Raw genomic sequence first — 12,872 nt, forward strand, 5'->3', positions numbered from 1 at the left:
AGGCCGATGGAACACTATATCAGCCTGTTTGTGCGCGCGGTGTTCGTTGAGAACATGGCGCTGGCGTTCTTCCTCGGGATGTGTACCTTCCTGGCGGTGTCGAAGAAGGTCTCGACCGCCTTTGGCCTGGGCATCGCGGTGACCATCGTGCTCGGCATTTCGGTGCCGGTGAACAACCTGGTCTACAACCTGATCCTGCGCGACGGCGCGCTGGTGGAAGGCGTCGATCTGAGCTTCCTCAACTTCATCACCTTCATCGGCGTGATCGCGGCGCTGGTGCAGATTCTGGAGATGATCCTCGATCGCTTCTTCCCATCGCTGTATAACGCGCTCGGCATCTTCCTGCCGCTCATCACCGTGAACTGCGCCATCTTTGGCGGCGTGTCCTTCATGGTGCAGCGCGACTACAACTTCGCCGAATCGGTGGTGTACGGCATCGGCTCCGGCACCGGCTGGATGCTGGCGATCGTCGCCATGGCGGGGATCCGCGAAAAACTCAAATATGCCAACGTGCCGGCGGGACTGCGCGGCCTGGGCATTACCTTTATCACCACCGGACTGATGGCGCTGGGCTTCATGTCCTTCTCCGGTGTTCAGTTGTAAAGGCGGGAAGAATTTATGGAAATTATTTTAGGCGTAGCAATGTTCACCACCATCGTGATGGTGCTGGTGTTGCTGATCCTGTTTGCCAAATCGAAGCTGGTGAATACCGGCGACATCGCGGTGGAGATCAACGGCGATCTGGATAAGAGCTTCCATGCGCCGGCGGGCGACAAGCTGCTCAACGTGCTCTCCAGCCAGGGGATCTTCGTCTCCTCGGCCTGCGGCGGTGGCGGCTCCTGCGGCCAGTGCCGGGTGGTGATCAAAGAGGGCGGCGGCGATATCCTGCCGACCGAGCTCTCGCACATCAACAAGCGCGAAGCGAAAGAGGGTTGCCGCCTGGCGTGCCAGGTGAACGTGAAGCAGAACCTGAAGATCGAGCTGCCGGAAGAGATCTTCGGCGTGAAGAAATGGGAGTGCGAGGTTATCTCCAACGATAACAAAGCCACCTTTATCAAAGAGCTGAAGCTGAAGATCCCCGATGGCGAAGACGTGCCGTTCCGCGCGGGCGGCTTCATCCAGATCGAAGCGCCGGCGCACGACATCAGCTACGCCGACTTCGACGTGCCGCAGGAATATCGCGGCGACTGGGACAAGTTCAACCTGTTCCGCTACCGCTCGACGGTAAACGACACCACGGTGCGCGCCTACTCGATGGCCAACTACCCGGAAGAGAAGGGCATCATCATGCTCAACGTGCGTATCGCCACGCCGCCGCCGAACAATCCGGAGGTGCCGCCGGGCATCATGTCTTCCTATATCTGGTCGCTGAAGGCCGGCGACAAGGTGACCATCTCCGGGCCGTTCGGCGAGTTCTTCGCCAAGGACACCGACGCCGAAATGATCTTTATCGGCGGCGGTGCGGGTATGGCGCCGATGCGCTCGCATATCTTCGATCAGCTCAAGCGCCTGAACTCGAAGCGCAAGATCACCTTCTGGTACGGCGCGCGTTCGCTGCGCGAGATGTTCTATGAAGACGACTTCAACCAGCTGCAGGCGGAGAACGACAACTTCACCTGGCACGTGGCGCTGTCGGATCCGCAGCCGGAAGATAACTGGACCGGCTACACCGGCTTTATCCATAATGTTCTGCTGGAGAACTACCTGAAGAACCACCCGGCGCCGGAGGACTGCGAGTTTTACATGTGCGGGCCGCCGATGATGAACACCGCGGTGATCAAGATGCTGAAAGATCTGGGCGTCGAAGACGAAAACATCATGCTGGATGACTTTGGTGGCTAAATGCGCGCATTGGCGATGAAGAACTGGCTGACGGGCGTGGCGCTGAGCGCCACCCTGCTGCTGACCGGCTGCGGGCCGGAACAGGTGAACCTGGCGGGTAAAACCATGGGCACCTCGTATTCGATCCGTTATGTGACCGGCGACGATACGCCGTCGGCGCGCGAGATGCAGGCGGAGATCGACAAACGGCTGGAGCAGGTGAACGACCAAATGTCCACCTACCGGCCGGATTCCGAGCTGAGCCGCTTCAACGCCAGCCGCGACATTGAGCGGCCGTTCCCGGTTTCACCGGCGACCGCCGAGGTGGTGCGCGAAGCGCTGCGCATCAACCGTGTCACCGACGGCGCGCTGGACGTGACCGTCGGGCCGCTGGTCAATCTGTGGGGCTTCGGCCCGGAAGGGCGGCCGGATAAAGTGCCGAGCGAGGCGGAGCTGGAGCACCGCCGCGCCTGGACCGGCGCCGATAAGCTGTCGGTGCAGGGCAGCGCGCTGGTGAAAAGCATCCCCGAGCTGTATGTCGATCTGTCGTCGATCGCCAAAGGGTATGGCGTAGACGTGGTGGCGGAATACCTGCAATCGCAGCACGTGCAAAACTACATGGTGGATATCGGCGGCGAAGTGCGCACCCGCGGGCGCAACGGCGAGCAAAAGCCGTGGCGCATTGCCATCGAACGCCCGACCGCCGGCGCGCAGCAGCAGGCGCAGCTGGTGATCCAGCCGGGAGAGATGTCGATCGCCACTTCGGGTGACTATCGCAACTACTTCGAGCAGGACGGGGTGCGCTATTCGCACACTATCGATCCGGTCACCGGCCGGCCCATTCATCACCGTTTGGTGTCGATCACCGTGCTGAGCCCGACCTGCATGACCGCCGACGGCCTGTCCACCGGCCTGAACGTAATGGGGCCGGAGCGCGGGATGGCGCTGGCCAACCTGCTCGGTATCCCGGTGTTCATGATCGTGAAAACCGCCGACGGGTTTGAGGAGCGTTATTCGGATGCGTTCAAACCCTATCTGAAAAAGAGTTCGTGAGGTTGCTATGTTGACGGTATTCGCCGCCACCTTCGTGTTGTTCCTGCTGATCGTCGGCGGCATGTCGCTGGGCTATGTGTTTAAACGCAAAAGCCTGCAGGGCAGCTGCGGCGGCATCACTGCGCTGGGGATGGAGAAAGTCTGCGACTGCCCGGAACCCTGCGATGCGCGCAAAAAGCGCGAAGCCAAAGCGGCGCAGCGGCGCGAGCAGTTGGACAAGCACCGCATTCTGTAGCGAAGCGAAAACCCGGCCTTGGCCGGGTTTTTTATTTGGGGCCTTGCCGAAAGGCACATGACTATCTGGCTGGGCGCGATTAACAATGGCGTGAATTTTCAGGGCGTAACGGATAAAACGATCGCCAGAAAATACGAATATGCGCTTTCTCAGTTTTTTAAGCAGAGGTAACAGGATGAACCGCATTATTTTGGCAGGAACGCTGACTTTGCTGCTCGCCGGCTGCATGCACATGAATGATCCGAGGCCAAAGAACTACGCGGCCAGCGTCACTGTCGTTGATAACCATGTTTGCGTGCGGGTTCAACCGGAAGGGGACGAGCGGTTGGCCGGCGTCATTATCGAAGAAATCGGCAACGCCAACGCTATCTTCTGCAAGAACTTTACGGATAACGAGATGCCTGCGCTCACTGCGGCTACGTGCATTCCCGACGTCAGCTATCGATTCGAAGACGGGAGGTCTTACGGGGTTTCGGTGACACTATTGTCGCGGGATAAACGAAGTAAAGGTATTGAGCCCGCCGCTCGGATATTCGGAACTGGGTTTAGTGTGCGCAATGAGGATGGCATCATTCGAGTGGTTCCTGCTCATTGACGGACGCTGAAAGCCAGACAGGCATAAGATGGTTTGTCGAACCATCTTATGCCTTTAGCCGGTTGTTTATTTTGCCTTGCGGAAGCTTTTCGCCTCGGCCGGCGAGTTGACCATTACGCCGTCGGCGCCCAGCGCCAGCGCCTGCTGATACTCCTGCGGCGTGTTGACGCCGAACAGAATGATGTGTGCCGGGCCCTGCGAGCGGAAACAGTCCATCGATTCTTTATCCCAGGTCAGAAACGCCTTCGAGCGCCCTTCGCCGAGGGTGTATTTCTCTACCACTTCCACCTCGCGCTTCAGCTCCAGCCCGTACCAGCGCGGCTGTCGGTTGTCCGGTTTGACATCGCACTGGTGCGCCATGGTGACGTTGGCCAGCAGCGTGCGGGTCTCGTCGCGGCTTTCGAAGCGCGGGATGGCCGGCGGCAGCGCCTGCAGGTATTTGGCGTCGGTAGAGTAGACGCGGGTGCGGTTCAGGCTGTCGGTGCTTTCCAGCGTCGCCAGCAGCGCCTGGCCAAACTGCGCCGGATCGGCGTCCGGGGATTTGATGTCCAGATAGAAGGTGACGTGCGGAAACGCTTTTAGCACCTCGTCCAGCCGCGGAATGCCGATGCCTTGGCCGCGGAACGGATGCGCATCGCCTTTGGCGAACGCCCAGCCGGCATCGGTCTCGGCCAATTGTGCGGCGGTATACGCAGAGACCGGGCCCTGCCGGTTGGTCAGCGCCGTCAGATCCGAGGGGCGATACAGCACGATGACGCCGTCTTTGGATTCTTGCAGGGTGATCCAAACAGCGTCGGCACCGTTTTTCAGCGCGGTTTCGATGGCGATGCGGGTGTTTTCCGGCGCATCGGCGGTGCCGCCGCGATGGGCGACGATCGCCGGCGCGTGACCGGCGGCGGCGCTGGCCGCCAGCGCGCTCAGCGACAGCGCGGAAGCCAGCAGCCAATGAGAAAATCTGATCATGTAGAGTACCTTGTCGTTATCGTTGTGGTGAGCCGCACGGGATAGCGGAGATCATACTATTGAAAAATTAAGCTTTTTTAACAACGCGGAAATATCTGACGGAAGCGGTGCTTTCATCGAAGCCTGCGGCCTTGAGCTTTCGGTATTTGACTGTATACTTATACAGTGTTACTGGAGGGTGCGATGCGTAAAATCATTCATGTCGATATGGACTGCTTCTTCGCGGCGGTGGAAATGCGCGACGATCCCAGCCTGCGTGATATCCCATTGGCGATTGGCGGCAGCGCCGATCGGCGAGGGGTGATCAGCACCGCCAACTACCCGGCGCGGCGCTACGGCGTACACAGCGCCATGTCCACGGCGATGGCGCTCAAGCTGTGCCCGCATCTCACCCTGCTGCCGGGGCGCATGGCGGCCTACAAAGAGGCTTCGCTGCATATCCGTGAAATCTTCGCCCGCTATACCCCGTTGATCGAGCCGCTGTCGCTCGATGAAGCCTATCTTGACGTGACCGACAGCCCGCAATGCAACGGCTCGGCGACGCTGATCGCCCAGGAGATCCGTCAGGCGATCGCCGACGAGCTGAATCTCACCGCGTCGGCCGGTGTCGCGCCGATCAAGTTTCTTGCCAAAATCGCTTCCGAGATGAACAAGCCGAATGGGCAATACGTGATCACCCCGGCGCAGGTGCCGGCGTTTTTGCAGCAGCTGCCGCTCAGCAAGATCCCCGGCGTCGGCAAGGTGACCGCCAAACGGCTGGAGGAAGTGGGGCTTATCACCTGCGCCGACGTGCAGCAATACGATTTGGCGCAGCTGCTCAAGCGCTTCGGCAAGTTCGGCCGGGTGCTGTGGGAGCGGTGTCAGGGCATCGATCGGCGCGAAATCTCGGCGGAGCGGCTGCGTAAATCGGTGGGCGTGGAGCGCACGCTGGCGGAAGACATTCACGACTGGGAAGATTGCGAAACGCTGATTATCGACAAACTCTACCCCGAGCTGGAGATGCGGCTGCGCAAGGTGAAGCCAGATCTGCACATCGCCCGGCAGGGCGTGAAGCTGAAGTTTCAGGATTTTCAGCAAACCACCCAGGAGCACGTGTTCCCGGTGCTGAACCGGCAGGATTTGCTGGCGGTGGCGCGGCAGGCGTGGCGCGAGCGGCGCGAAGGGCGCGGCGTGCGGCTGGTGGGGCTGCATGTGACGCTGCTCGATCCGCAGCTGGAGCGGCAGCTGGCGCTGCCTTGGGAATAAAAAAGCCGGCGAGTCGCCGGCTTTTTGCGTTAAGCGCGCAGATTACGCGCGCTCAGGGATCGCTTTCAGCAGCGAGGTCAGCAGCTTCCAGTACAGACCGACGCTTTCGATATGCACCTGCTCATCCGGCGAGTGCGGGCCGGTGATGGTTGGCCCGATCGATACCATATCCATGTTTGGATACGGCTTTTTGAACAGGCCGCATTCCAGGCCGGCGTGGATCACCATGATGTTCGGCGTCTTGTCGAACAGATCCTGATACAGCTCGCGCACCAGGTGCATCACCGGTGAATCGGCGTCCGGCTGCCAGCCCGGGTAGCCGCCCTTCGGCGCCACTTTGGCGCCGGCCAGCTGGCCCAGCGCGGTCAGCATTTCGACCACGTAGTCTTTGCCGCTGTCGATCAGAGAGCGGATCAGGCAGATGATTTCCGCTTCGTTTTCGCTGGTGGTGACCACGCCGACGTTCAGCGAGGTTTCCACTACGCCTTTTACCGCGTCGCTCATGCGGATCACGCCGTTCGGCGTGCCGTTCAGCAGCGCGAGGAAGCGCTGCTGGCTGTCGGCGCTCAGCGCCTGCGAAGCGCTGGTGGTCGGCTCCAGCAGCACGGTGATGTTCTTCTCTTTGGCGGAGAGTTCGTTCTGCAGCACCGCCAGGAACTCCTGGCTAAGCGCTTTCAGCGCGTCGGCTTTGTCCGCCGGCACCGCAACCACCGCAGAGGCTTCACGCGGAATGGCGTTGCGCAGGGTGCCGCCGTTCAGATCCAGCACGCGCAGGTTCAGCGCCGCCGCATGGGCGAACAGGAAGCGCGCCAGCAGTTTGTTGGCGTTGCCCAGCCCGACGTGGATCTCGGCGCCGGAGTGGCCGCCTTTCAGGCCCTTGAGGGTCAGCTTCAGGGTTTGGTAACCGGCCGGCACCGCTTCGCGCTGCAGCGGCAGGGTGGTGATGAAGTCGATACCGCCGGCGCAACCCATGTAGATTTCGCCTTCTTCTTCGGAATCGGTATTGATCAGGATGTCCGCCTGCAGCCAGTTCGGCTGCAGCCCGAAGGCACCGTCCATGCCGGCTTCTTCGGTCATGGTCAGCAGCACTTCCAGCGGGCCGTGCTCAACGCTGTCGTCGGCCAGCACCGCCAGGGCGGAGGCCATGCCGATGCCGTTGTCGGCGCCCAGCGTGGTGCCGCGCGCTTTCACCCACTCGCCGGCGATATAAGGCTGGATCGGATCCTTGGCGAAGTCGTGCACGGTGTCGTTATTCTTTTGCGGCACCATGTCCAGGTGCGCCTGCAGCGCGACCGGCTTGCGGTTTTCCATGCCTTTGGTGGCCGGCTTGCGCAGCAGGATATTGCCGACCTGATCACGCTCGGCGTGCAGGTTCTTCTCTTTGGCCCAGGTGAGGATGTGCTGCGCCAGCGCTTCTTCATGATAAGAAGGGTGCGGGATAGAACAGATCTTGGCGAAAATATCCCACAGCGGCTGTGGCGAAAGTTGAGACAATTCAGACACTATAAGTCTCCTGTGACGGCAGGCTCCGACAGGACGGGCGTGCCGCGCGGTTGAGGTGAGCGGGTATCTGTGCGTCGTGGCACGATCATCAGAGAATATCACTTTATTTCCGGCGGCGCGCGCCCCGTATTGTGCGGTTTAAGCGCTTGATCACACTGCTTCGCGGTGGGAACGTTCGCTTTTTCAGCATCAATCACCGAAAAGCCGCGCGGCGGAAATCGCGAGGTTTTCCTCGGTACAGCTGGAATTCAACGCGGCCAGTCTCTATAATCTCGCGCAACCTTTTTTCCCCTGAACTATAAAGTAAGCCGCTTCACCAGCCGGCTGGGACACGATTCTATGAGCGAAAAATACGTTGTTACCTGGGATATGCTGCAAATACATGCACGCAAGCTGGCGCACCGCCTGCTGCCTGCCGACAAATGGACCGGCATCATTGCCGTAAGCCGCGGCGGTCTGGTGCCGGCGGGCCTGCTGGCGCGCGAACTGGGCATTCGCTATGTGGATACCGTCTGCATTTCCAGCTACGACCATGATAACCAGCGCGAAATGAAAGTGCTCAAGCGCGCCGAAGGTGACGGTGAAGGCTTCATCGTAGTAGACGATCTGGTGGATACCGGCGGTACCGCAAAAGCGATCCGCGATATGTACCCGAAAGCGCATTTCGTCACCATCTTCGCCAAGCCGGCGGGCCGTCCACTGGTGGACGACTATGTGGTCGACATCCCGCAGGACACCTGGATCGAGCAGCCGTGGGACATGGGCGTCAGCTTCGTTCCCCCTATCGGCGGTCGCTAAGCCCAGCCAGTTCCAAATCAACGCCCGGTTATGCCGGGCGTTTGTTTAATGATAAACGTGATGGCGTTGTCAGGCTTGCCGAAGGCAAAATATAAAAAATAAGGAAAATCAATTTATTGATTTTCGGCCGTTGACCACAAAGGAGGAAAAACCACGTTTTTTCCTTCTTTGTCAGCCGCCTGACGCCCGGTTATGCCGGGCGTTTGCGTTATCTTGGTTTATCCCGCCAGAGTTAGGTACACTACCTCCAGTTAAGTAGGCCTGTTGCGGCCTATCGCCAGATTTACGGAGGCTGTTGTTACCATGGCACAGGCCAACCTTTCTGAAATTCTTTTCAAGCCTAAATTCAAACACCCTGAAACCTCGACGCTGGTGCTGCGCGCGCGCAACAAAGTGAGCGCCGCCATGCATTCCGCGTTGGAAGGCGACACCACCGGCAGCTGGTACCGTATGCTGAATCCGCTGCTGTGGGCCTGGCGCGGCGTCAGCCCGATCGAAATCCACGAAGTGTTGGCGCGCATCGCCGCCTCGGACGCCGAGCGCAGCAATCCGCAGCGGCTGGATACCGTGGTGGGCTACCGCAACGGCAACTGGATCTACGAGTGGATCCATCAGGGCATGCAGTGGCAGCAGAGGGCGACGGAGCAGCAGGATCCGCTGCTCGGCGGCGAGTACTGGCTGAAGGCCGCGAGCCTGTACAGCATCGCCGGTTACCCGCACCTGAAGGGCGACGAGCTGGCCGAACAGGCGGAGATGCTGGCTAACCGCGCTTACGAAGAGGCGGCGCTGCTGCTGCCGTATCAGCTGAAAGAGCTGGAGTTTCGCATCGAAGGCGGCGGCAGCGTCACCGGTTTCCTGCACATGCCGGAGAAGGGCGAGGCGCCGTTCCCGACGGTGCTGATGTGCGGCAGCCTCGATACGCTGCAGACCGACTATCACCGCCTGTTCCGCGACTACCTGGCGCCGCATGGCATCGCCATGCTGACGCTCGACATGCCGTCGATCGGCTCCTCCTGCAAATGGAAGCTGACGCAGGATTCCAGCTACCTGCATCAGCAGGTGCTGATCCAGCTGGCCTCGGTGCCGTGGGTGGATCATCAGCGGGTGAGCGCTTTCGGCTTCCGCTTCGGCGCCAACGTGGCGGTGCGACTGGCCTATCTGGAGCCGCAGCGGCTGCGCGGCGTGGCCTGCCTGGGCCCGGTGGTGCATCGCCTGCTGTGCGACGGCAGCACCCAGCTGAACGTGCCGGACATGTATATGGATGTGCTGGCCAGCCGCATGGGCATGGCTAACGCTTCCGACAACGTGCTGAAGGTGGAGCTGAACAGCTACTCGCTGAAAATGCAGGGGCTGCTGGGGCGCCGTTGCCCGACGCCGATGATCTCCGGCTACTGGGAGCGCGATACGCTCAGCCCGAAAGAGGAGTCGCAGCTGATCGTCACCTCCTCGGTGAGTGGCAAGCTGATCGCCATCCCGCGTACCCCGGTCTACGACAGCTTCCACCGGGCGTTGCTGCAGATGTCCGGCTGGCTGAAGGACAAAATGCGTTAATTAGTTGCTAAATTTTAACAGTTTGTTAAAAAGAGTGGTCTACATTGAGGAGGTTAGAGAATGACGTTACCGAGTGGTCACCCTAAAAGCCGACTAATGAAACGTTTTGCCAGCTTGGGGCCGTACCTGCGTGAAGGGCAATGTGAAAACGACCGTTTTTTCTTTGATTGTTTGGCCGTCTGCGTCAATGTAAAGCCCGCTCCGGAGAAGCGCGAGTTCTGGGGCTGGTGGATGGAGCTGCAGGCGGAAGAGGCGCGTTTCACCTATTCGTACCAATTCGGCCTGTTCGACAAAGAAGGCGACTGGACGGTGCAAAACATTAAGGATGATGAAGTGAGCGCCAAGCTGGAAGACACCCTGCGCGACTTCCATCGCCGCCTGGGCGAGCTGCTGGCGACCATGGATCTGGGGCTGGAACCCGCCGACGATTTCAAAGAAAAACTGATCAAACTCTCCGCCTGACCCCGTTTGACCACGTATTGTGCTGATTTCGCGTTGTGCCTGTTGGCATAACGCGTCTCTCCTGTTACAAAGACCTTTGCACTCTTCTTCTCATCATTACACACGGCAGAAATACTATGAACGGCAGCCAGACATTGGTTGTGAAATTGGGCACCAGCGTGTTGACCGGCGGATCGCTGCGTCTGAACCGCGCCCACATCGTCGAATTGGTGCGCCAGTGCGCGCAGCAACACGCCGCGGGCCACCGCATCGTCATCGTCACCTCCGGCGCGATCGCCGCCGGGCGCGAGCACCTGGGCTACCCCGAGCTGCCCGCCACCATCGCTTCCAAGCAGCTGCTGGCGGCGGTGGGGCAGAGCCGACTGATCCAGCTGTGGGAACAGCTGTTCTCCATTTACGGCATCCACGTCGGGCAGATGCTGCTGACGCGCGCCGATCTGGAAGACCGCGAGCGCTTCCTCAACGCGCGCGACACCATGACGGCGCTGCTGGACAACCGCATCGTGCCGGTAATCAATGAGAACGACGCCGTCGCCACCGCCGAAATCAAGGTGGGCGACAACGATAACCTGTCGGCGCTGGCGGCCATTCTGGCCGGGGCCGACAAACTGTTGTTGCTGACCGATCAGCAGGGCCTCTACACCGCCGATCCGCGCAACAACCCGCAGGCCGAACTGATCCGTGAAGTGCACGGCATCGACGACGCGCTGCGCGCCATCGCCGGCGACAGCGTTTCCGGTCTGGGCACTGGCGGCATGGGCACCAAACTGCAGGCGGCCGACGTGGCCTGCCGCGCCGGCATCGACGTCGTGATCGCCGCCGGCAGCAAGCCGGGCGTGGTGGCGGACGTGATCGAAGGCAAGCCGGTGGGCACCCGTTTCCACGCGCTGGAAACCCCGCTGGAAAACCGCAAGCGCTGGATCTTCGGCGCGCCGCCGGCCGGTGAGATCACCGTCGACGACGGCGCGGTGGAAGCCATGATGGCGCGCGGCAGCTCGCTGCTGCCGAAAGGCATCCGCGAAGTGAAGGGCGACTTCTCGCGCGGCGAAGTGATCCGCATCCGCAACCTGGCGGGGCGCGATCTGGCGCACGGCGTCAGCCGCTACAACAGCGATGCGATGCGCATGATCGCCGGGCACCACTCGCAGGAAATCACCGAAATCCTCGGTTATGAATACGGTCCGGTGGCAGTGCACCGCGACGATATGATTGTCAGTTAAGGAGTGAGCATGCTGGAGCAGATGGGGAAGGCCGCCAAGCAGGCCTCCTGGCAGTTGGCGGTGCTGAGCACGGCGAAGAAGAATCAGGTGCTGTCGGTGATGGCCGACAGGCTGGAAGCCAACAGCGAAGCGATCCTGCTGGCGAACGAACAAGACATGGCACAGGCGCGCGCCACCGGCATGAGCGAAGCGCTGCTCGATCGCCTGCTGTTGACCCCGGCGCGGCTGGCGGCGATCGCCAATGACGTGCGCCAGGTGTGCCGCCTGAACGATCCGGTCGGCCACGTGCTGGACGGCAACCTGTTGGACAGCGGGCTGAAGCTGGAGCGCCGCCGGGTACCGCTCGGCGTGATCGGCGTGATTTACGAGGCGCGCCCGAACGTCACCATCGACGTCGCCAGCCTGTGCCTGAAAACCGGCAACGCGGTGATCCTGCGCGGCGGTAAAGAGACGCACAACACCAACCAGGCGACGGTAAAAGTGATCCAGCAGGCGCTGGAACAGTGCGGCCTGCCGGCGGCGGCGGTGCAGGCGATCGACAGCCCGGATCGCGCATTGGTGAACGAACTGCTGCGCCTGGATCGCTATGTCGACATGCTGATCCCGCGCGGCGGCGCCGGCCTGCACAAGCTGTGCCGCGAGCAATCGACCATCCCGGTGATCACCGGCGGCATCGGCGTGTGCCACACCTATGTGGATGCAGACGTCGATTTCGACAAGGCCCTGACGGTGATTGAAAACGCCAAGATCCAGCGCCCGAGCGCCTGCAACTCGCTGGAAACGCTGCTGGTGAACCGCAGCATTGCCACCGAGTTCCTGCCGGCGCTGAGCGCCAAAATGGCAGCGGCGGGCGTGACGCTGCACGCGGCGGAAAATGCGCTGCCGCTGCTGCAGGGCGGCCCGGCGACGGTGGTGCCGGTGAACGCGGAAGATTATGACGACGAATGGCTGTCGTTGGATCTGAACGTGCTGCTGGTGGACGATATCGATCAGGCCATTGACCACATCCGCACCCACGGCACCAACCACTCCGACGCGATCCTCACCCGCTCGCTCAGCAGCGCCGAGCATTTCGTGCGCGCGGTGGACTCCTCGGCGGTGTACGTCAACGCCAGCACACGCTTCACCGACGGCGGCCAATTCGGCCTGGGCGCAGAAGTGGCGGTGAGCACCCAGAAACTGCACGCCCGCGGCCCGATGGGCCTGGACGCGCTGACCACCTACAAGTGGATCGGCTACGGCGACGATCTGGTGCGCAGCTAGGGCCGGATTGCGGTCAGAAAGAGGTCAGGGCGCAGCAGGCTGCGCCCTGATTGTTTTTGGGGAAGGTTGAGTGTGCCGCAGTGCGGTTGCTTGCAAAACAACCAAACGCCCCGGCGAGCTATTGACTCATTTCACGCACAGGTCTACCTTGTTCAACGCACTT

General features: G+C 61.0%; 13 protein-coding genes. 11 read left to right on the top strand and 2 right to left on the bottom strand.

Annotated elements, in window-relative coordinates; all coding sequences use genetic code 11:
* Positions 1-6: 6 nt before the first annotated feature.
* The 5 genes from nqrE to AAIE04_RS00225 all read left to right on the top strand — a co-directional run bounded on the left by nqrE (position 7) and on the right by AAIE04_RS00225 (position 3,704).
* Complete coding sequence (gene nqrE, locus AAIE04_RS00205) at positions 7-603, top strand: NADH:ubiquinone reductase (Na(+)-transporting) subunit E (RefSeq protein WP_015376732.1); 597 nt, start codon at positions 7-9, stop codon at positions 601-603.
* Positions 604-618: 15 nt separating this feature from the next.
* Positions 619-1,842: an NADH:ubiquinone reductase (Na(+)-transporting) subunit F gene (nqrF, locus tag AAIE04_RS00210; RefSeq protein ID WP_498576295.1), complete on the top strand. Its 1,224-nt coding sequence runs from the start codon at positions 619-621 to the stop codon at positions 1,840-1,842.
* Entirely contained in the window at positions 1,843-2,874 is a 1,032-nt protein-coding gene (locus AAIE04_RS00215; RefSeq protein WP_019454304.1) for an FAD:protein FMN transferase, read from the top strand. It begins immediately after the preceding gene.
* 7 nt (positions 2,875-2,881) lie between these two features.
* A complete protein-coding gene (gene nqrM / locus AAIE04_RS00220) occupies positions 2,882-3,109 on the top strand; it encodes a (Na+)-NQR maturation NqrM (RefSeq protein ID WP_004930244.1) in 228 nt (75 codons plus the stop codon).
* Positions 3,110-3,284: 175 nt separating this feature from the next.
* Positions 3,285-3,704, top strand: coding sequence for a putative T6SS immunity periplasmic lipoprotein (locus AAIE04_RS00225; protein WP_498576296.1), 420 nt, complete (start codon positions 3,285-3,287; stop codon positions 3,702-3,704).
* Positions 3,705-3,770: 66 nt separating this feature from the next.
* Here the strand turns inward: AAIE04_RS00225 and AAIE04_RS00230 are convergent, their stop codons facing one another.
* The gene (locus AAIE04_RS00230) at positions 3,771-4,667 is read right to left on the bottom strand and encodes a glycerophosphodiester phosphodiesterase family protein (protein ID WP_432525549.1); all 897 of its coding nucleotides are present in this window, start codon (positions 4,665-4,667) and stop codon (positions 3,771-3,773) included.
* Between the two features lie 183 nt (positions 4,668-4,850).
* Here AAIE04_RS00230 and dinB point away from each other — a divergent pair, with 183 nt between their 5' ends.
* Positions 4,851-5,912: a DNA polymerase IV gene (gene dinB, locus AAIE04_RS00235; RefSeq protein ID WP_033634092.1), complete on the top strand. Its 1,062-nt coding sequence runs from the start codon at positions 4,851-4,853 to the stop codon at positions 5,910-5,912.
* Positions 5,913-5,954: 42 nt separating this feature from the next.
* Here dinB and pepD read toward each other — a convergent pair whose 3' ends face one another.
* Positions 5,955-7,415, bottom strand: coding sequence for a beta-Ala-His dipeptidase (gene pepD, locus AAIE04_RS00240; RefSeq protein WP_019454301.1), 1,461 nt, complete (start codon positions 7,413-7,415; stop codon positions 5,955-5,957).
* Positions 7,416-7,754: 339 nt separating this feature from the next.
* Here pepD and gpt point away from each other — a divergent pair, with 339 nt between their 5' ends.
* From gpt to proA, 5 genes are all read left to right on the top strand, one after another.
* A complete protein-coding gene (gene gpt / locus AAIE04_RS00245; RefSeq protein ID WP_019454300.1) occupies positions 7,755-8,213 on the top strand; it encodes a xanthine phosphoribosyltransferase in 459 nt (152 codons plus the stop codon).
* 303 nt (positions 8,214-8,516) lie between these two features.
* A complete protein-coding gene (gene frsA, locus AAIE04_RS00250) occupies positions 8,517-9,764 on the top strand; it encodes an esterase FrsA (protein ID WP_019454299.1) in 1,248 nt (415 codons plus the stop codon).
* Positions 9,765-9,824: 60 nt separating this feature from the next.
* The gene (gene crl / locus AAIE04_RS00255; protein ID WP_498576297.1) at positions 9,825-10,226 is read left to right on the top strand and encodes a sigma factor-binding protein Crl; all 402 of its coding nucleotides are present in this window, start codon (positions 9,825-9,827) and stop codon (positions 10,224-10,226) included.
* Positions 10,227-10,342: 116 nt separating this feature from the next.
* The gene (gene proB / locus AAIE04_RS00260) at positions 10,343-11,446 is read left to right on the top strand and encodes a glutamate 5-kinase (RefSeq protein WP_033634090.1); all 1,104 of its coding nucleotides are present in this window, start codon (positions 10,343-10,345) and stop codon (positions 11,444-11,446) included.
* A 9-nt stretch (positions 11,447-11,455) separates the two neighbouring features.
* A complete protein-coding gene (gene proA / locus AAIE04_RS00265; protein WP_060425303.1) occupies positions 11,456-12,709 on the top strand; it encodes a glutamate-5-semialdehyde dehydrogenase in 1,254 nt (417 codons plus the stop codon).
* The last annotated feature ends 163 nt before the right edge of the window (positions 12,710-12,872 follow it).

The organism is Serratia sp. Ae19-1 (assembly GCF_059801225.1).

Coding starts and splice junctions, on each gene's coding strand:
- nqrE (WP_015376732.1), top strand. CDS start 7: ATGGAACACTATATCAGCCTGTTTGTGCGCGCGGTGTTCGTTGAGAAC.
- nqrF (WP_498576295.1), top strand. CDS start 619: ATGGAAATTATTTTAGGCGTAGCAATGTTCACCACCATCGTGATGGTG.
- AAIE04_RS00215 (WP_019454304.1), top strand. CDS start 1,843: ATGCGCGCATTGGCGATGAAGAACTGGCTGACGGGCGTGGCGCTGAGC.
- nqrM (WP_004930244.1), top strand. CDS start 2,882: ATGTTGACGGTATTCGCCGCCACCTTCGTGTTGTTCCTGCTGATCGTC.
- AAIE04_RS00225 (WP_498576296.1), top strand. CDS start 3,285: ATGAACCGCATTATTTTGGCAGGAACGCTGACTTTGCTGCTCGCCGGC.
- AAIE04_RS00230 (WP_432525549.1), bottom strand. CDS start 4,667: ATGATCAGATTTTCTCATTGGCTGCTGGCTTCCGCGCTGTCGCTGAGC.
- dinB (WP_033634092.1), top strand. CDS start 4,851: ATGCGTAAAATCATTCATGTCGATATGGACTGCTTCTTCGCGGCGGTG.
- gpt (WP_019454300.1), top strand. CDS start 7,755: ATGAGCGAAAAATACGTTGTTACCTGGGATATGCTGCAAATACATGCA.
- frsA (WP_019454299.1), top strand. CDS start 8,517: ATGGCACAGGCCAACCTTTCTGAAATTCTTTTCAAGCCTAAATTCAAA.
- crl (WP_498576297.1), top strand. CDS start 9,825: ATGACGTTACCGAGTGGTCACCCTAAAAGCCGACTAATGAAACGTTTT.
- proB (WP_033634090.1), top strand. CDS start 10,343: ATGAACGGCAGCCAGACATTGGTTGTGAAATTGGGCACCAGCGTGTTG.
- proA (WP_060425303.1), top strand. CDS start 11,456: ATGCTGGAGCAGATGGGGAAGGCCGCCAAGCAGGCCTCCTGGCAGTTG.